Source organism: Bacillus sp. TCT6 (assembly GCF_056033845.1).
This window is the reverse complement of sequence record NZ_JBVYHX010000001.1, coordinates 1656704-1676281: the sequence shown is the minus strand read 5'-3', so window position 1 is coordinate 1676281 and position 19578 is coordinate 1656704. Positions and strand designations below refer to the sequence as shown.

General features: G+C 34.4%; 22 protein-coding genes. 5 read left to right on the top strand and 17 right to left on the bottom strand.

What is annotated here, in order from left to right; all coding sequences use genetic code 11:
* Nucleotides 1–102: 102 nt before the first annotated feature.
* The 7 genes from AC0ONG_RS08550 to cotH all read right to left on the bottom strand — a co-directional run bounded on the left by AC0ONG_RS08550 (nt 103) and on the right by cotH (nt 7178).
* Nucleotides 103–972, bottom strand: a complete 870-nt coding sequence (locus tag AC0ONG_RS08550; protein ID WP_000488058.1) for a TIGR03943 family putative permease subunit — start codon at nt 970–972, stop codon at nt 103–105.
* 3 nt (nt 973–975) lie between these two features.
* A complete protein-coding gene (locus tag AC0ONG_RS08545; protein ID WP_000418726.1) occupies nt 976–1872 on the bottom strand; it encodes a permease in 897 nt (298 codons plus the stop codon).
* 198 nt (nt 1873–2070) lie between these two features.
* On the bottom strand, nt 2071–3012 hold the full coding sequence (locus tag AC0ONG_RS08540) for a magnesium transporter CorA family protein (protein WP_000932389.1): 942 nt from the start codon (nt 3010–3012) through the stop codon (nt 2071–2073).
* Between the two features lie 183 nt (nt 3013–3195).
* A complete protein-coding gene (locus AC0ONG_RS08535) occupies nt 3196–4575 on the bottom strand; it encodes a putative polysaccharide biosynthesis protein (protein ID WP_000678844.1) in 1380 nt (459 codons plus the stop codon).
* 97 nt (nt 4576–4672) lie between these two features.
* Nucleotides 4673–5275: an undecaprenyl phosphate transporter UptA gene (uptA, locus tag AC0ONG_RS08530; RefSeq protein WP_000880690.1), complete on the bottom strand. Its 603-nt coding sequence runs from the start codon at nt 5273–5275 to the stop codon at nt 4673–4675.
* Nucleotides 5276–5379: 104 nt separating this feature from the next.
* Nucleotides 5380–5997: an NUDIX hydrolase N-terminal domain-containing protein gene (locus tag AC0ONG_RS08525; RefSeq protein ID WP_000153595.1), complete on the bottom strand. Its 618-nt coding sequence runs from the start codon at nt 5995–5997 to the stop codon at nt 5380–5382.
* Nucleotides 5998–6101: 104 nt separating this feature from the next.
* Nucleotides 6102–7178 carry a spore coat protein CotH gene (gene cotH / locus AC0ONG_RS08520; protein WP_000938005.1) on the bottom strand — a complete coding sequence of 359 codons (1077 nt, stop codon included), beginning with the start codon at nt 7176–7178 and terminating at the stop codon, nt 6102–6104.
* A gap of 181 nt (nt 7179–7359) precedes the next feature.
* Here cotH and exsB point away from each other — a divergent pair, with 181 nt between their 5' ends.
* Nucleotides 7360–7920 (top strand): exosporium protein ExsB, encoded by a 561-nt coding sequence (exsB, locus tag AC0ONG_RS08515; RefSeq protein ID WP_000817481.1) that lies wholly within the window; start codon nt 7360–7362, stop codon nt 7918–7920.
* Nucleotides 7921–7965: 45 nt separating this feature from the next.
* Here the strand turns inward: exsB and AC0ONG_RS08510 are convergent, their stop codons facing one another.
* The 6 genes from AC0ONG_RS08510 to AC0ONG_RS08485 form a co-directional block, all read right to left on the bottom strand.
* Nucleotides 7966–8577 carry a phosphoserine phosphatase 1 gene (locus AC0ONG_RS08510; protein WP_000858828.1) on the bottom strand — a complete coding sequence of 204 codons (612 nt, stop codon included), beginning with the start codon at nt 8575–8577 and terminating at the stop codon, nt 7966–7968.
* A 13-nt stretch (nt 8578–8590) separates the two neighbouring features.
* Complete coding sequence (locus tag AC0ONG_RS08505; protein WP_000543118.1) at nt 8591–9136, bottom strand: short-chain dehydrogenase; 546 nt, start codon at nt 9134–9136, stop codon at nt 8591–8593.
* Between the two features lie 13 nt (nt 9137–9149).
* Nucleotides 9150–9566, bottom strand: a complete 417-nt coding sequence (gene fosB, locus AC0ONG_RS08500; protein ID WP_000943769.1) for a FosBx1 family fosfomycin resistance bacillithiol transferase — start codon at nt 9564–9566, stop codon at nt 9150–9152.
* Between the two features lie 59 nt (nt 9567–9625).
* Nucleotides 9626–11287 carry a peptide ABC transporter substrate-binding protein gene (locus AC0ONG_RS08495; RefSeq protein ID WP_000824273.1) on the bottom strand — a complete coding sequence of 554 codons (1662 nt, stop codon included), beginning with the start codon at nt 11285–11287 and terminating at the stop codon, nt 9626–9628.
* Between the two features lie 84 nt (nt 11288–11371).
* Nucleotides 11372–12376: a DUF2628 domain-containing protein gene (locus AC0ONG_RS08490; RefSeq protein ID WP_080117667.1), complete on the bottom strand. Its 1005-nt coding sequence runs from the start codon at nt 12374–12376 to the stop codon at nt 11372–11374.
* 7 nt (nt 12377–12383) lie between these two features.
* The gene (locus AC0ONG_RS08485) at nt 12384–12836 is read right to left on the bottom strand and encodes a methylated-DNA--[protein]-cysteine S-methyltransferase (protein ID WP_000283913.1); all 453 of its coding nucleotides are present in this window, start codon (nt 12834–12836) and stop codon (nt 12384–12386) included.
* A gap of 133 nt (nt 12837–12969) precedes the next feature.
* Between AC0ONG_RS08485 and namA the strand changes: the two genes are divergently transcribed.
* Nucleotides 12970–14007 carry an NADPH dehydrogenase NamA gene (namA, locus tag AC0ONG_RS08480; RefSeq protein ID WP_016077831.1) on the top strand — a complete coding sequence of 346 codons (1038 nt, stop codon included), beginning with the start codon at nt 12970–12972 and terminating at the stop codon, nt 14005–14007.
* 29 nt (nt 14008–14036) lie between these two features.
* Here namA and AC0ONG_RS08475 read toward each other — a convergent pair whose 3' ends face one another.
* A complete protein-coding gene (locus tag AC0ONG_RS08475) occupies nt 14037–14696 on the bottom strand; it encodes an oxidoreductase (RefSeq protein WP_001042731.1) in 660 nt (219 codons plus the stop codon).
* A 115-nt stretch (nt 14697–14811) separates the two neighbouring features.
* Nucleotides 14812–14961 (bottom strand): hypothetical protein, encoded by a 150-nt coding sequence (locus AC0ONG_RS08470; RefSeq protein ID WP_000540932.1) that lies wholly within the window; start codon nt 14959–14961, stop codon nt 14812–14814.
* Nucleotides 14962–15227: 266 nt separating this feature from the next.
* Between AC0ONG_RS08470 and AC0ONG_RS08465 the strand changes: the two genes are divergently transcribed.
* Together AC0ONG_RS08465 and AC0ONG_RS08460 are read left to right on the top strand one after the other, a co-directional pair.
* Nucleotides 15228–16178, top strand: a complete 951-nt coding sequence (locus AC0ONG_RS08465) for a metal ABC transporter substrate-binding protein (RefSeq protein ID WP_001126157.1) — start codon at nt 15228–15230, stop codon at nt 16176–16178.
* Between the two features lie 138 nt (nt 16179–16316).
* Nucleotides 16317–16787: a GNAT family N-acetyltransferase gene (locus AC0ONG_RS08460; protein WP_127725767.1), complete on the top strand. Its 471-nt coding sequence runs from the start codon at nt 16317–16319 to the stop codon at nt 16785–16787.
* A gap of 112 nt (nt 16788–16899) precedes the next feature.
* On the opposite strand, the gene AC0ONG_RS08455 is transcribed toward AC0ONG_RS08460, so the two are convergent.
* Nucleotides 16900–17850, bottom strand: coding sequence for a CobW family GTP-binding protein (locus tag AC0ONG_RS08455; protein ID WP_000613427.1), 951 nt, complete (start codon nt 17848–17850; stop codon nt 16900–16902).
* 165 nt (nt 17851–18015) lie between these two features.
* Here AC0ONG_RS08455 and AC0ONG_RS08450 point away from each other — a divergent pair, with 165 nt between their 5' ends.
* Nucleotides 18016–18918 (top strand): aldo/keto reductase, encoded by a 903-nt coding sequence (locus tag AC0ONG_RS08450; RefSeq protein WP_136996449.1) that lies wholly within the window; start codon nt 18016–18018, stop codon nt 18916–18918.
* 24 nt (nt 18919–18942) lie between these two features.
* Here AC0ONG_RS08450 and AC0ONG_RS08445 read toward each other — a convergent pair whose 3' ends face one another.
* Nucleotides 18943–19527 (bottom strand): GNAT family N-acetyltransferase, encoded by a 585-nt coding sequence (locus AC0ONG_RS08445; RefSeq protein WP_001068738.1) that lies wholly within the window; start codon nt 19525–19527, stop codon nt 18943–18945.
* Nucleotides 19528–19578: the final 51 nt, after the last annotated feature.

Below are 19578 nucleotides of genomic sequence, written 5' to 3'. Positions count from 1 at the left end.
TGATTTATCCCTAATATTTCAATAATCACTATACGAAATGAACTACACGTTTAATATTAACAACATTCAGAACTTTTAGTCCACAAAAAAGAACCGATCTTATCAATCGGCCCCTCTAAATACATATTGTTCTTTCGGCTGTTCAACTTTATTCCATTTCGTTACTTCTAATACAGGAATATTCGCATGAAACGGCTGATAAAATTCAGTAGAAATTTCTCCCTCTATTTGAATCCAATCATCATTTTTCCATTCTACACCTTCTGGTTTTTTCACTAACATACCATACACACCAGAATCTGCTACACAATGTATAATACCGAAACGGAATAAGAAGTATTGTTCTTTTTTAGAAGAATCATCTCTAAAAACAAACCCTTTAAAAGATAATTTTTTCCCAGTAAACTCGCCAGGATAATTATAAATTGTTTCCATACCCTTTAGGAAGTCTTCATCTTTCAAATTAATATTGTCTTTCGTAACAAACTCTTTCTTCCCTTTTTCCATTACACCGCGGTATCCTTCTTTCCCGTAATAAATGCTCGTATCAGGTCTTAGAAATTGTCTTGTCATAAATGGATCCTTACTTTCTGCTTGTGCAACAGGAAAATGAAATCCTTTCGCCTTAACAATATCTGAATCTAACGTTGCAATCGGGAAAAATAAGCCTGAGATAATTGGAAAACAAAACAATGAGTACGAAAATGCTTTTTTCCACCATGTATTCTCATCTTTTGAATGATCATGCCCGCAATGGCTATGGTCACAACTGCAATCATTTTTCTCTTTTTCCTTTTGGTGCTCTTTTTGGAAAACGACGATAATTTGTACAATCGTTAAGAAACCTAAAATAATTGCTGCTGTTGTTGATAAATAAGCATACTTCATATTGATATACTTCGTAATGTTACCCGAAATATGAAGCTGCGCAATTAATATTGTAAAACCTAATAATATATACGCTCGAAACATAACCTACCACCCCATCGCATAAATGAGTAGTGAGCTTGCATAAACAACAAGTGTAACTGTAACTGTAACGACAATTACAAATTTCGTTTTAAATGTCGCAAGCATCATAAACATATTTTTAATATCCACCATCGGTCCGTAAACAAGGAACGCGACAAGTGATGCTGTTGAAAATGTACTTTGGAATGATGAAGCAATAAACGCATCCGCTTCTGAACAAAGTGATAATATGTAAGCAAGTCCCATCATAACAGCTGGTGAAGAGAACGGCCCTTGTCCTATAGCAAGAAGTGTTGAAGTTTGTACGAACGTTTGAACTGCAGCTGCAATTAACGCACCTAATACTAAATATTTTCCCATCGAGAAAAATTCCTCAACAGCATGCGTACATACATCCCACATTTTTTTACGTAATGGACGCTTATGATTCACTTCTGGGAAGTGATCATCTCTTAATTGATGTTCTCTAAACATAAATGATAATATAATTCCAACGATAATTGCTACGATAATCGCTACAATAGAACGATACCATACCATGTGCATACTACTTCCAAAGGCAACGTATGTTGCAAATAAAACAACTGGATTAATAATTGGTCCAGTTAACATAAATGCAATCCCCGCATATGGCGGAACCCCTTTTCCGATTAATCGTCTTACAATCGGAACAATTCCACATTCACAACCTGGAAACAACATCCCTAAAAAAGTAGCTACTAAAACAGACAGAAATCGGTTTTTCGGCATCCATTTTGCTACCATATCTTCTGTCACGAACATTTGAATGAATCCTGAAATAAATACACCAATGAGCACGAAAGGAAGTGCTTCGATCAATATGGAGATAAAAATTGTATTCATTTGCAGGAATGCTTTCGGTAATTGAAACAATTCCATGATGTATTTCCTCCAACTTTTCATTAACAATATGTAATTTTAACCCCATTTCATTAATTGGACAAGGTTTATATGGAATACATACCCTTTATATACATTACATTGTACAAGTTATATTCTATTCAAAATTTGAGATTTCATAGCAAAAAAGCTGCTCTAGCGTAGTTATATAACTATGCTAGAGCAGCTTTTTTATCGTTAAAAGTAACGTTTCTTCCAAAAAACAAAAGCTAACGTGAAAGATAGTGTTACACATATGATGAGTACAATTACAAAACCGTGGGCTTCCCCTTCAAACGGAACCTTTACGTTCATCCCAAAGAAACTAGAAACCATCGTCGGTAAAGATAAAATGATCGTAATTGACGTTAACAGTTTCATAACACTATTTAAATTATTTGATATAACGGAGCTAAAAGTATTCATCATTCCACTTAAAATGTGACTATATATTTCCGCCATTTCAATAGCCTGTTTATTTTCAATTAATACATCTTCTAATAAATCTTGATCGTCTTCATACATTTTTAAAAATGTACTATTACGCATTAACTTTTGAATCACAATTTTATTAGCCTTTAATGACGTTGTAAAGTATACTAAACTTTTCTCAAGGCCTAATAATGTGAAAATCTCTTTATTTTTCATTGACTGATTTAATTGATGCTCTAAATCAATTGTTTTTCGATTTATTTGCTTTAAGTATCTTAAATAATAAGTAGAAATCGTATATAAGAGCTGAAGTGCAAAGCGCGTCTTCTTAAACGTATAAAATTCTTTAATACGTTGATTAATAAAACGTTCAAAAATTGGGTTTTCTTCTAAACAAATTGTTACAAAGCAATCTGGCATCACAATCATACCTATTGGAATCGTGTCATAAATCGAATTTCCTTCTTCGTCATGTCTAACTGTCGGAATATCCACGATAATTAAAGTATTATTGTCTTCCTTTTCAATACGAGAGCGTTCTTCATCATCCAAAGGGTCTTTAATGAAATCTAAGTCTACATTTAAAGTTTGTACTAGATATTGAATTTCTTCTTCTGTTGGATGAAGTACATTAATCCAGCACCCCTTTTGCATTTCCTCAATCTCTTGTAGTTTTCCGTTTCGGTCTGTTAAATATATATTTAACATACTATCACCCCGATTCTTTTTACATGTAGGAATCTACCTCTCTTAAATCACAGTTTTTAAACCGCCATTCTCAGCATATGAAACATACGTTTAAATTTCAATAGAAAAATTATTTTGAAAACGTTTTTATAAGAAAAATATTATAAACATAGAAAAAGACAGAGTGCTCTCTGCCTTAAAAGCTTATGTTGCCTTTATAACATATTTAGAAAGCATCCACAAGTTAAACCCAACTGAAATCGTATAGCCCGCGTATGTTGAAATAATAAAACTTACATAATCGAAATACGGAAGCAATACAATATTTAAAACTATTTTCACAATAATTCCAATCACTAGTCCTAGCACCGTCTTCTGCTGTTGATTGATTCCTTGTAGCATAGCAGCCGTTACTGTAAAAAGAGAAAATAGTATGCAAGCAGGAGCATAATACTGTAAAATGATTCTCCCCATCTCTGGATCATTTCCAGCACCGAATAAAAGAGTATATACAGGCTTGGCTAACACAATCATTCCAATTGCAGCCGGCACCGTAATCGCTACTACTAATACATTTGTTCTCGTAAAATGTTTGTACAATAGCTTCGTATTTCCTGCTGTGTAAGCTTTCGTCATCTCTGGTACGAGAGACATACTAAAAGCTGTCGCAACGGATACCGGGATGAGCACAACCATTTGAACAAGACCAATTATCGCATTAATTTTTTCCGCTTCTCCTTGCATATACCCTATTTGTATAAGTAGTTTATTAATTGTAAATGTATCAATAGTCTGATACAACGGAATTGCTAAGCCCACCACAACAAAAGGAATAGAATATGTAAAGAGCTCCTTATACAATGAGAAAAAGGATTTTGTTGTTTGTGGTATACTTGCCATCTCTTTTTTCTTTAAGTGCCTTCTCCTTCTTATATAATATGCACTTAAAACAGTTAATCCACCTACAGCTCCCATAAATGCACCGAACGTTGAAATACCAACCGCTAATGAAACAGACGCTTTTAAAACATATAAAACGACAAAGCTTCCTATTAAAATGGTTAAAACCCGAAAAAATTGCTCTACAACTACACTTAATGCAGAAGGCCCCATCGATTGGAATCCTTGAAAGAAGCCCCTTAATAAACTCATTACTGGCACAAGTATTAACGCAAAACTTACAATTCGAATATTAGTAGTAACCGCTCCTACACTATTCCCCGTTTGATCATTTCCATCGATGACAAGCTTAGCTAAATGCGGAGCTAGCATATATAACGTAAAACACGAAATGACTCCCATTATAAACATAAACACGATTCCACTTTTCAACACTCTCTTAACCGTATGATAATCATTCAGTTGATCATATTTTGATACCATTTTTGAAACTGCAAGTGGTAATCCCATTGTCGCAATGCTGAGCATAATTGTATAGGGGCGATATGCATACGTATATAAAACGTACCCACTCGTACCGACCATTGCTGTAAATGGTATAACATATATAAACCCTAACATTTTTGATATCATCGTTGCCATCGTTAAAAATATCGTTCCACGTATAAACGGTGACCCTTTCATCACATTCCTCCGCTACGCTTTATTATTATACATTATGGACAACTCTTTTTTTTTAGAACCGAAACAAATAAAAAAAGCCAATGAATTATCATTGACTTTAGCGTGTTGTTTTTTTCTTTTTCAAATATTTTAAACCGAAGTATAGAGCAATAAAAAGAACAGCTCCTATAATTATGTAATGTGTGTAATCAGATGCATACTCTTTAATTTGTCGCCAATTCCCACCAAGTTTTTCACCTAAGTATATAAATAGAATTGACCATGGAATGATCGCTACAACCGTATAAAGCGTAAATAGTTTTAATGGCATCTTAGCTAGTCCTGCTGGAATAGAGATTGCATGACGTACTACTGGGATAAAGCGCGCAGAAAATATTACGCCAGCTCCATAACGCTTAAACCAACCTTCCGCTATGTCTAAATGGTGTTTATTAATAAGCAGATATTTCCCATATTTCTCTACAACCGGACGCCCTCCGTAGTATCCAAGCCAGTATAAAAAGATTTGGGCTAAAGTACCACCAATCGTTCCGGCGATAACTGCACCCACAAAACTAATTTTACCATCCGCTACTAAAAAGCCAGCATACGAAAGTACAATTTCACTTGGGATTACTTCAATCATTAAAGCAAGAGCTACTCCAAAGTAACCTAAGCTTGCAAAAAATTGCAATAACTGATCTATTATGTTTGCTAACATGTTCTTTTTTATCTCCTTTTTTCTTCACATACCATCCCATTATTACATAAAGGCTGCAATCTGCCAATATCTTCATTTTAACAATATGTACAATTCAAGCAGGATTAATCTATTAATTTCTCTTTCTGCGGGTCTTTCATGTAGGCAAACATCTCTTTAATTTGGTCTTCTGTATTTCTAGCAATTGATAAATTAGGCAATTCATTTTCACCAAAAAACTCCACCTCTTCTGTTTCAATGCTAGTTTTCTTTTCTCCACCAATAATCTCGCATCCAATGAAAATCTTATATACATGCGTCGCCGATGGAGATGGTTGATGTTTTTCTTTATCAAATATAGCTAGTAACTTAAAATGATCTACCTCATAACCCGTCTCTTCGACAACCTCTTTTGCTGCAACTTCGGTTGGCGTATAACCGACATCAGCCCATCCACCTGGCAATGCCCATTTCCCATCGCTTTTTTCTTTCACAAATAATAACTTTTCATTTTGAAAAACAACTGCTCTTATATCAACTTTAGGTGTTTGATAGCCTGTCTCACTTGCAAATAATTTCTCTACAACTTCCCAATCAGTTTTTGTGTAATGTGACATCATCGAAATCGAAATGTCTCGTAATTGTTGGAAGCGTTCTATATCGTACACATCCTTAGAATACGTTAAACCTGCTTGGGTTATAGATTGTATTTGTTTTACCCAATCAATCCATTTAATCGTCATATATCCGCATCCCCATTCTCTTTCAAATATATTACTTCACTTTTATTGATACATCTTTATTATACAAAAAAAAGAGATTGATAACGTTTCAATCTCTTTCAAAATTAATCCAATTCATATAAGTGGTCTTGTATATACTTTCTTCTTTTATTTATATATTCATAAATCATATCAGCCTCTTGATCAAATGTTTCTAATTTTTCTTTCATATATGGATCTTGTAGTAAATATGGACGAATCAATTCACACAATCCTTCTACTTTCGGCCTCATAAACGAAACTGTAAATTGGTCTTCTAATATTTCTTCTAAAATACTTCGATACTGCTTTCTAAACACAGGTATGTCTAACAATCTTGCACTTAGCGTGTTATACCCTTGAATGCGGATATATTCATGATTAAGCGGTCTCCCTTGTACATCTCGCCCCCAAGTCGCATCATAATCCCACGGTATAACTTCAAATAAATTTGTTTCATCGTTATGATATAGTGCATAGTTATGGACAAAACCATCAAAGTTTTGCGTAAAAATAACTCCTGCTAACCATCGTAAATATTTATCTACATGTAGAAACTTCCCAATCTCTTTTTCATAGGCTTCCCTCGTCAAAGTATTCGCTTGAAATACAAATTCACTCAGTTGTTCTTCACTATTTTCATTCGAATATTTAAATTCATAACCCGCAAAGAGCTCCGTCTTAACATCTTTATCTCGTTCACTCATTAATGAAAAATTCGCATCATCATCTATCGCATAATAAATAGAACCACTCGGTAATCCTCTATTTTTCAAAAAGTTTTCATCAACTGATTCTAACTGTAAATACACACCTTGAATTTGACCATTAATTTTTATAAATACATGTTGTGATTTTGGCGAAAGTACACCAATGTTATGAAAAAAGTCTAGCGATAGTTTATTTCGTATGAGAGACGGATCCATAAACTCAGAATTCAAATGAAACTCTTTCGCACCTTGAAATTTTTTTGGTTTATAAAACATAACATGATAAGATTTTTTCTCAAACTCACGAATATGAGCTCCTCGGTATACGATATCAATGTCATATTTCTTTTTTCCATAAGTTAATTTTGCTGGCACTGGACTATCTGACCAAATGTCTTTTTTCAATTCCACTAAGTACATTGGATGAACAAAAAAATCATATGAAGGTAACATATTTTCTCATCCCTTCTCAGTTCTCTTCATTCAATGTATGCGCCTTGTCTTGTCCATACATCCGCTATCATCTATTTATAGAAAATTACACTCTTGTCCTGTTCAGAAAGACGTCATCTCTCATATCATGTTAAGGAAAAAGAATACCTTTTCAACTTAATACATGATAAGGAGGATTTCTATGAAACGTGATATTAGAAAAGCTGTTGAAGAAATCAAAAGTGCTGGGATGGAGGATTTCTTACACCAAGATCCAAGCACATTCGAATGTGATGACGATTGCTCTTCAAAAATTGAGTGTAGCGACGATTGTAAATGCCCAAGAACAAGATGTACTCGTGTGAAACATTGTACATTTGTTACAAAATGTACTCACGTTAAAAAGTGGACATTTGTTACGAAATGTACTCGTGTACGCGTTCAAAAATGGACGTTCGTTACGAAAGTAACACGTAGAAAAGAATGCGTTTTAGTTACAAAACGTACGCGTAGAAAACATTGTACTTTCGTTACAAAATGTGTACGTTTTGAAAAGAAATTTTACTGGACTAAACGATGTTACTGTAAAAAATGCGAATTCTTCCCTCACGGACACGGCGGCTCTTGCGATGATTCATGTGATCGTGGTAAAGACTGTCACGATGATGGGCACAAATGGAATGATTGCAAAGGCGGACATAAATTCCCATCTTGCAAAAATAAGAAATTTGATCACTTCTGGTATAAAAAACGTAACTGCTAGTTTTTATACCACCAAAAAAAGGCCGTTTTGCGGCCTTTTTTACATTTATTGAAAGTGACTTATATCTGCAAATTGTTTCACTTTACCAATACCCTCTTCAAATTCTATTATGCTCAAACTAGCACTATGCATAAATGGATCATCCCACACATTTTCTATTTCAATTCCCGCGAAATGCCCTACAAGTAATTTTGCTGCTGCCGCATGAGAAACAATCAATATGCTTTGTCCCTTATGCTTCTCTAAAAGAAGCTGCATCCCTTCAATTACTCTTTCATAAACGGCCTCAAAATTTTCGCCTGATGTTGACTGAAAAAGATGTGGCTCATTCCAAAACAGATGTACTTCTTCTGGAAATTGCTTTTCTATATCCGCGATTGTTTGTCCTTCCCATATACCCATGTTGATTTCATAGAAATGCTCATCCGCTATAATAGGTATATCACGTTCCCCCTTTATTAACTCTGCCGTATGAAGTGTTCTTTCGCTCGGACTACTATAGATCGCATGGATTGGTAAATCTTTCATTCGATTCCCTAATTGTTTCGCCTGAACTATACCATTTTCAGTTAAAGCAGAATTTTTCCGTCCCTGCATTCGCTTCGCTACATTCCACTCTGTTTCACCATGCCTTGTTACATATATAGTTGTTTTCATTTCTTACTCCCCCTCACCATGTTGGTCGTAATTCCCACGGTTCAACTCTCCCTACAATCCACTCCGCTCGTTTACTTTCAATCCCTTTTATAACTCCATCAGCTATCTCTTCATGAGTAAGCCATCTTCCATATGTATCTTCTAAAATAAAACCTAAAATAATTCTATGATAAATACATCGCGTACTCCCTATTTTTTGTGCAGGCATACGTGATGCTTTACTACCTAAAATATGAAATAAACTATATGTTTTAGACGACAAATCTAGTTCTTTACAAATATTTGATAGTGCATGCTTTGCACTTGTGTGTACCCATGCAACAACTAATGTGATCGGGCCATTTTTCTTAATTGTACTTTTAATAGCTAGCTTTACATCTTCATCATTATGATAATCTAACGAAAGGCATGTAATATTTTCTGGTGCAGAACTCATTCGCTTAACATTTTCTAATTTCACTTCATCTCGCCCGATAATAGAAACATAAAATCCTTTCTCACAAAGCCACATAGAAACTTTCTTTAGCATTCCTGTTCCACCAATTACAAGTGCATGCAAATGCTATCCCTCCCTAATAAAATGTCATATGAGGTTTCTCATCTCTATAATAATTTAAACGGTCTTGCAGTGTCCCTGAGTGAAACTCAAATTTATGACCGTCAGGATCAACAAAGTATATAGATTCGCAATCTCTTACATCACGTTCTCTTCCTTGTAAAATATGAACATCATTTTCTTCTAATCGCTGTATTAGACATTTAAAGTCTTCTTGTTCAACAGAAAATGCAATGTGCGTATAAGATTGATGAATCTCATTTCTCGGAATATGCGTCTCTTCATTAAGCGCTATCCATACTCCACATATGTTAAAATAAGCTAATTTTCTTCCTTTAACTAGTAATTCTCCTTCTAATACTTTTTCATAAAACATAATAGAGTTTTCTAAATTAGATACCGAAAAACAAATGTGATTGATTCCCCTTAACAACTATAATTCCTCCTTATACAAATAAAAGATGAGCGAAAATTCACTCATCTTTTATTATACTATTTTTTTGTAATATATGCCCATTTATAACTGAAGTCCCCGCCAAACGTATGGTTAGCAATGCCTTTTACAAATGGCTTCTCTAAATAAGCTGTACTTTGTTGGTACGTAGGAGAAATTGCTGCGTCTTGACCAATTAAGATTTTTTCAGCTTCCGCAAGTGCATTCCAGCGTGCTTTATCATCTTTTAATAGCTCTCCTTTTGATTTCGCTACTAAATCATCATACTTCGGATTAGAATAATCCATTTCATTAAATGAGCTTCCAGTAACAAACATATCAATATAAGTCATTGGATCCGGATAATCAGGGCTCCATGCAGATAATGAGAATTCATATTGGAATTTCTTTTCTAAATCTAGCTTCTGCTTGTATGGTTGCTGTTTCAAATTCACTTTAATACCAGGCAAGTTTTTCTCTAGTTCTTCCTTAATAAAGTCGCCTACTTTTTTACGGCTACCGTTATCATCGTTTAGTAATTCAACCGTAATTGTATCTTGACCAAGCTCTTTCTTCGCTTCTTCCCATAATTTTTTTGCTTTCTCTGCGTTATCTTTACTATCACGGAAGTTTTTATTTACAGAGCGGAAATCTTTTCCATCCGGACCTGTCGTGAATTTTTCAGGTACTAAGAAATATGCTGGCAATGAACCGTCATTTAAAATGACATCAGCAATTCCTTTTTTATCGTATGCTAAATCAATCGCTTCACGTACTTTTTGGTTTTTAAATGTTGCATTTTTTTGGTTAAAACGTAAGAAATATATGCGTGGATCTAACTTCGTTTTAAATTCATCTGGTTTATTCTTTTTATATTTATCAACAAATTCAGAAGTTAAAATAACTCGATCTGCTTGATCACTATCATATAAATTTACTCCCGTGCTTGTTTCCTTCACAATACTTACATTAATTTCGTCTAACTTTACAGTATCTTTATCCCAATAATTAGGATTTTTCTTTAACTGATAATTTTGTTCATGTTTCCATTGACTCATTGTAAATGGTCCATTATATACTAATTTATCTGCTTCTAATCCGTATTTATCTCCTTGCTCTTTCACATATTTTTCATTTAATGGGAAAAATGTAGGGAACGACGTAAGCTCAAGAAAATAAGGTGCTGGTTGCTCTAATTCTACTACCAACGTTTTATCATCCTTCGCTTTAACACCCAATTGATCTGCTGGTAATTCACCTTTATTTACTTTCTGTGCATTTTTCACATCAAATAAAATGAATGCATATTCTGCCGCTATTGCTTTATCTAATGTACGTTGCCATGCATATACAAAATCTTGTGCTCGAACTGGATCACCATTTGACCATTTCGCATCACGTAATTCAAATGTATATGTCTTTTTATCTTCACTAATCTTCACATCTTTTGCCATACCTGGTGTTGGTTTATTATCTTTATCTAGACGATATAAACCTTCCATTGCATTTACAAATACACGGAAAGATACAGAATCCGTTGATTTAGATGTATCCATTGAAGGAATTTCAGCTGTTTCTAGCAAATTTAAAACTTGTTTATCGGCCATTCCCTTATTCGATTCTTTCTTCGTTGTCGAAGCCTTCTCACCATTCCCACATCCTGCAACCAATACACTCGTCGTTAACGCAAGTGCAGCAATTGTTGTTGTCTTTCTCTTCATTCTTCCTTCCCCCAATCTATATGTATAAGTTAAATCCTATATAATATATTTTATTATACAAAAGATTCTGATTATTTTAAATATTTATTTTAACAAACATAGAAAAAAGCGATCGGAAATTTCTTTCCAGCCGCTTCCTTGAATAGCATTTACTTGTAATCCATCCTCTATATCAAATGGATTTTGAACTTTAAATATTTCTTCCATCAGCTTCAAAAACTCTTCTTCAGTTTTAGATTCACCATTAACCATAAGTGAGTATGGTTCCACTTCACCTAATTTATAATCGACAACAAATTGAATCTTCACCTTTTGTCTTGGCGTTCCGGTGTTATATCCTTGGAATTCTACTAATTCTAACCCTTCCGTTCCACGATAATATATCCAACCTGAATTTTGAAAATAATTTTCGAAAGATTCACCTATTGAAAAGAAAGGATATTCATAAAGCGAGCTTGTACGAACCTTTTGAATAACGTCTCGATCAGTCGGAAAAAAGAAATGACTAAAAAATATGCTAGCAACTGCTAAAATAGTAACAATTGTCGCTCCCATTTTGCTCGTTCCGCCGCTATCATTGATTAGATAGTTTTCAACTGATTTATCTTTTATTTCTCTTGCTTTTATTCGGTATATACGTCTTTCCGCAAATTGATAGTATAATCCATTTGCAAAAATCCCCATTCCAAACAGAATAAAAATGAGTAATAAAAACGTAAGAGGTACCATATTAATGATTGGCAACGCTACATTAAATCCCATATAATACGAAAATGCATCACACGCTACTAATAACAACATAAATAAAGCAGCTGGTACATAATACTTACGATATCCTAGCCAGCCTATATTGAAAATAGCAGCCCAACCATTCCAACTCCACCTAGCAATCCGCTTATTCTCAAGTTCCCATTTCCTTTTGTAATACGGATATTGTCTCCCTACATATACTTCTAGTTCTTTATCTATTAACGAGCTACCTTCCTCTTGTTCATTATCCAAGTTTCGCTGACAACTTGCACAATTTAACTGTTCCTCCTCGCAAGATTGCCCACAATTTATACATTTCAAAACAATCCCTCTTCCCATACATACGTCATTTCAAAATACCTTCGTGTTTTAATAACCACTCTTTCCTCCATAAACCACCAGCATATCCAACAAGCTTTCCACTCTTTCCTATTACACGGTGACATGGAACAATTATTGAAATTGGATTCCGACTATTTGCCCCTCCTATTGCCCGTACAGCTTTTGTATTTCCAACTTTCTCTGCAATATCTAAATATGAAGCACTTACGCCGTATGGAATAGTATAAAGTGCATCCCATACATTTTTTTGAAATGCTGTTCCCTCCGCAGACAGCGGGACCGTAAACTCTTTTCTTTTCCCTTTAAAATATTCATCTAACTCATTTATACATTGTTCTATCATTTCATTTTTATTTTCTTCTTGTCGTTCATCAACAAATATAACAGACGTAATTCCTTCTTGATTCGCTGTAATTTCAAGCAAACCTACTTCGCTTTCATAATAAGCCTGGTACATATGCCATCCTCCAATTCAGTTCATATTAGTCATTGTAACACGAATATACAAAATTTTTCGTATAAGCGTTTTATTAGAGAAACAAAAAAGAGAATGATACAATGTAAGAAAATTCAATCTAGGAGGCTATTGGATGAATTCCGAACTTTTTTCACCTTATACAATTAAGGACGTTACATTAAAAAACCGGATTGTTATGTCACCTATGTGCATGTATTCATCGGAAAACGGGGATGGCCAAGTAACGAATTTCCATCTCATTCATTATGGAACAAGAGCTGCCGGTCAAGTTGGTTTAGTTATGATTGAAGCAACAGCCGTGTTACCTGAAGGTCGAATTTCAAATAAAGACTTAGGCATTTGGGATGACAACCTAATTGAAGGCTTACATAAAACGACTACTTTTATACATGATAACGGTGCAAAAGCTGCCATTCAACTCGCTCACGCCGGAAGAAAAGCTGAATTAGATACGAATGCTTTCGCTCCTTCTGCAATTCCTTTTAATGATACGATGAAAATACCAGTAGAAATGAATATACAGCAAATCAAAGAGACTATATTAGCTTTTCAGAGGGCCGCGTTACGTTCAAAACAAGCCGGATTTGATGTTATCGAACTACATGGCGCTCACGGTTACCTTATCAATGAATTCCTATCACCACTTACTAATAAACGAACGGATGAATACGGCGGCTCACCTGAAAACCGCTATCGCTTCTTACGCGAAATCATCGACTCTGTAAATAAAGTTTGGGACGGACCAATATTCGTTCGTATTTCAGCAAATGATTATCATCCTGACGGGTTAACAGTTCAAGATTATGTTCAGTATACAAAATGGATGAAAGAACAAGGAGTAGATTTAATTGATTGTAGCTCTGGGGCTGTTGTCCCTGCACGCATCGATGTTTATCCTGGGTATCAAGTACAATATGCTAAACATATTAAAGAGCATGCTAACATTGCAACTGGTGCAGTTGGATTGATTACGACTGGATCTCAAGCAGAGCAAATTTTAAATGATAACGAAGCAGATTTAATTTTCATCGGACGTGAGTTACTTCGCAACCCGTACTTCCCGAGAATAGCAGCCAATGAACTTGGCTTTGAATTGCAAGAACCTCACCAATATAAGCGAGCACCAGGAAAAATTCATACGAATAAATAAAACCGAGAAGTCATTCTTCTCGGTTTTATTTATTCTATCGTTGGAATTTCATTTGAATTATAAGTATGGATACCCGATTCTTCGCGCAGCGCGGTTATATACATCCCTTTCGCCACATCTTTAGCTGAAATTGGTTTATACTTTTTGAAAGCCCCTTTAAAGATAAAAGGAATAATACGAGATAACTTTTCAGCCATTCGTTCGCCGAAACGAAATTCTTGTCGATTTCCTACTAATAATGATGGTCTAAAAATGTGAATACCACCGATCACTAACTTTTGCAATTCTTCTTCCATTCTTCCTTTCACTTGTGAATAAAAGAAAAATGATTTAGGATTCGCTCCCATAGAAGACACAACAAGGAAATTTTGTACCCCTTGTTTTTCAGCTAAACAAGCAGCTCGTAACGTATATTCATAATCTACTTTTTTAAAATTTGCTTTTGTTTTTGCTTTTTTTATTGTTGTTCCTAAGCAACTAAAAACATCATCCACAGCAAAGAACTCTTTATATTCCTCTAATACCGAAAAATCAACTTGTTTCTGCTGTAACTTTTCATGTTGCCATTGCATTGGATCTCTTACAAAAATAGTAACCGAATCATAGTAATCTGATTCAAGTAATAGACGCGTTATCTCTTGTCCAACTAAACCACTTGCACCAAGTATTAACGCTGTTCGCTTATTCATATATGCATATACCTCTTATTTTACTTTTCTCTCCTTCAGTAAAATACAACCTTTAGGAGTTTCCTGATCTTATTTTACCACAAGTAAAACACTATGCGTACGCATAGTGTTTTACTTACTCTTTTTTCTCATCTCTCTCTTGTAATTTCGTTATTGTTGTAGCGTCCCCTAAATTACTTATTAATCTTCTTAAAAAAATTAATACAAAAGATAATGGCAATACTACCGCTAATATTAATAAAATAGCTTCCATTAAGTAACCCAAACGCTCACCCCCCTCTTTAACCTCCTTTTCAATATATGAAAACAGCGTTGTCACATATGCATGCATTTGCAAAAATAATACACTTATATTTGACAACTTTATAACAAAAACAAATCGGAATGATTATTATTTATTGCAACTTTATTAAAGATGTATTATACTAAGTTCGCAAACTAAAACGTAATTATTCCGTTTTGTATTAAAATGATATTTTTCTTCTATAATTGGGGAAAATATATCAGTAAAAAAGAAAAGAGGAGAACTTCATGCCTAAAAGATTGACTATATTTTCATTCTTACTTATTTTCACCTTAATTTTCGCTGGCTGCTCAAATAAAAAAGAAAGTAATGCCAAGAAAGATGGAAAGCTAACAGTTTATACAACGATTTTCCCACTTGCTGATTTCGCAAAGAAAATCGGTGGCGACTATGTAAATGTTGAAGCAATTTACCCACCTGGTGCAGATTCACATACATTTGAACCAAGTCAAAAACAAACAGTACAAGTTGCAAAAGCTAATTTATTCGTTTATAACGGCGCTGAATTAGAACCATTTGCTGAAAAAATGGAAAAAACATTACAAAAAGAAAATGTTAAAATTGTAAATGCATCTAAAGGTATTGAGCTTCGTGCTTCTACTGAAGAAGAGCATCATGATCATGGAGATGGCCATAAAGAAGATGAACATCATCACGATAAAGACCCGCATGTTTGGTTAGATCCTACTCTAGCAATGAAACAGGCGGAAAAAATTAAAAATGCACTTGTAGAATTACAACCTGAACATAAACAAGAATTCGAAAAAAACTTCGCCGCACTTCAAACTAAATTTACTGATTTAGACGATCAATTTAAGGCAGCTGTAGCGAACGCAAAAACGAAAGAAATTTTAGTTTCTCATGCTGCCTATGGTTACTGGGAACAACGATACGGCCTAAAACAAATTCCTATCGCTGGAATTTCAGCTTCTGATGAACCATCTCAAAAGCAGCTTGCTGACATTACAAAAACAGTAAAAGAACATAGTCTAAAATATATTTTATTCGAAACGTTCTCTACTCCAAAAGTAGCATCCGTAATTCAAAAAGAAACTGGTACAAAAGTTTTACGCTTAAATCACTTAGCTACTATTTCTGAAGATGATGCGAAAAATAATAAAGATTACTTCACTTTAATGGAAGAAAACGTAAACACATTGAAAGAAGCAACAAACTAATCCATTATATTTTCTAGGCAGCTGAATCTGGTATTCAGCTGCCTTTTTATGTATTTATCCTTGACTTGACCAAAATAACAAGTAAAATTATCCATATTAGCTTTAAAGCTATATTAATTTAGAAGGTGAGTTGGAATTATGAATCTTCACATTTGTGAAGTAACAGCAAAAAATTGGCGTTCAGTAGTTGCTTTAAACGTCACAAAAGATCAGCAACAATTTATTGAAAGTAACGCGTTTTCTTTAGCAGAATCATTATATGAAGGAAACGGAACGTCAGTAGGTTTATATGATGGAGAAACACTTGTAGGATACGCAATGTATGGATGGTATTCAGAAAAACATAAAAGCGTATGGCTCGATCGCTTTATGATTGACCAACAATATCAAGGAAAAGGATACGCAAAACGTTTCCTTCGCTTACTCATTCAATTCTTACAAGAAAAATTTGAATGCAAAATAATTTACTTAAGTTTACATCCAGACAACAAACTTGCAATGGGACTGTATGAATCATTTGGTTTCCGCTTAAATGGTGATATTGATGATGAAGGTCCAGTTGTAGGTGTTGTAATGGAGTTACTAATAGACGAAAATACAAGCCTGTGAAAACAGGCTTTTTATTATACATTTATCAATTTTTAATTTCTTTCCCTTATTTAATTCTGTTTTGCAATCTAATAGAATGTTCATAAAAAATAAGCCTGCAATTTACGCAGACTTATTTCACACACTCCTGAAAATGTTCTTGGAACCACTCTTTATTAATATCTCTTCCGATGAAAACTACTTCACTTACTCGCTCTTCACCCTCTTGCCACTCTCTATCGTACGAAGCGGCAAATAAAGTATGTACACCTTGGAAAACGATACGTTTATCTACTCCATCTATCGATAAAATTCCTTTGTAACGATATAAATATTCCCCTAGCTCTTGAACGACAGCTGACATCCACTCATTAAGCTTTTGTAAATCCAGCGGACGTTCTTCACGTAATACAAATGATTTCACACCTTCTAAGTGATTATGTTCTTTATGAGGGTAAATTTGCAACGTATCTTTCGTTTTAAACGTTTGGATTTGTAATAAAGATGGTATATCTACCTCACAGTTAGTCGCCTCAATTAACTTTGCAGTCGGGTTAATTCCTTGAATTTCATGCAAGAGATTTTCTTTCTCACTCTCTTCAATTAAATCTAATTTATTTACTAAAACGACATCCGCAAACGCAATTTGCTCTTTTGCCTCTAATCCTTTTTCAAAATGTTTATGTATATGATAACTATCTACCACCGTTACAACACCGTTAATTTGGTATGCAGATTGAATGACTGGATCTAAAAAGAATGTTTGAATAATCGGCCCTGGATTTGCAAGTCCAGTCGTTTCAATTACTAAACCATCAAAATCCATTTTCCCTTCTGCTTTTACGTCCAGTAACTGTTTTAAAGCAACAAGTAAATCTTCACGTACAGTACAGCATAAACAGCCATTTGTCATTTCCATAATTTCTTCTTCTACATTCATAATCAACTGATTATCAATGCCAATTTGCCCTATTTCATTTACAATCACCGCTAATTTCTTACCGTGATTTTCTGATAAAATACGATTTAATAAAGTCGTTTTCCCTGATCCAAGAAAACCAGTTAATATTGTTACTGGAATCATTCCTTACATCTCCTTATAGCTATATGTTTCTACATTATAGCATATAGAGAAAATCATTTTTTTAGCAAAACATATTTATTGTATGTACGCCCCCCAAACTATATAATAATACGTAGTAAGAAAGCCTTTTCAAAATAATAATCATTCATCAAGGGGGTACTTATAATGGAACGAGTTCAAATGAATGAAACGCTAGAATTCTCTCGTATTATTCAAGGATTTTGGCGTTTAGCAGAATGGGATATGACGAAACAAGAATTACTTTCTTTCATTGAAGATTGTATGGATATGGGAATTACTACTTTTGATCACGCTGACATTTACGGCGGATATACGTGTGAAGGGTTATTTGGCGAAGCTTTACAATTAAAGCCTTCCTTACGAGAAAACATGCAAATTATTACAAAGTGTGGAATCGCTCCCCCATCACCAAAATTTCCAGAGCGATATGTTGCTCACTACAATACTAGTGCAGAGCACATTATTCAAAGTGCAGAAGCATCACTAAAAAATTTACATACAGATTATATTGACGTATTACTTATTCATCGTCCCGACCCTTTTATGGATCCAAATGAAGTGGCAAAGGCATTTTCACAATTAAAACAAGAAGGAAAAGTTCGTCACTTCGGTGTATCTAACTTCTTACCTTCACAATTTAATATGTTAAGTTCTTACTTAGATTTCCCGCTTATTACGAACCAAATTGAAGTTTCTGCATTGCAGCTTGAGCACTTTGAAAAAGGGACAATTGATTTATGCCAAGAAAAACGAATCAATCCAATGATTTGGTCACCTCTTGCTGGTGGGGAAATCTTTACTGGTCAATCAGAACGCGCCGTACGTGTACGTGAAACTGTGCAAAAAGTTGCTACTGAGCTAGGTGTTACTAGTATCGATACGGTTATGTATGCTTGGTTACTTGCGCATCCAGCTAACATGATGCCAATCGTTGGATCTGGTAAATTAGATCGTGTAAAAACGGCCGCTCTTGCTACAAAAGTTAACTTAGACCGTCAACAATGGTTTACAATTTTCGAAAGCTCTAATGGACATCCTGTACCATAATGCATAAAAAGAAGAGCTGTTTTCTTACAGCTCTTCTTTTTCATATGTATTTCTAGTCATAGCAAATACACACATATCCCTTAATCCGTTTCCATCTACCGCAACGCTCGCACTTTCTAACGTACCTTCTAACTTAAAGCCTAATTTCTCAGGTATCGCTCTACTCTTCTTATTGAAAGAATCACAACGAATTTCTACACGGTTTGCTTTCAATTCAGAAAAAGCATAATCCGTTATACCTTTCGCAGCCTCTACCATATAGCCTTTTCCACTAAACCTTGTATCAATCCAATATCCGATTTCAAATTGAGGTATATCCCAATTAATACGATGTAATCCGGCTGAAGCAATAAATTCACCTGTTTCTTTCGAAAATACTAGTAATCTTAAATCTTCACGTTGCAAAAATTGAATATGTGATTTTCTAATACTTTCTTCTATTTCTTCCTCTGTTTGCTCTTTTTGTGCAAAAGCCATCCAAGGTTTTAGTTCTTGTATTGAAGCTTGAATTGCATCATATACAACTTTACCATCTCCTGGTTTCGGCATTCGAATAAAAAGCCTGTCAGTATAAAATTCAGAAGGAAAATCGAATAATAACGGATTCACTGTAAACACTCCCTATAATTCTTTTATATATAATAATATCCATCTCAATTT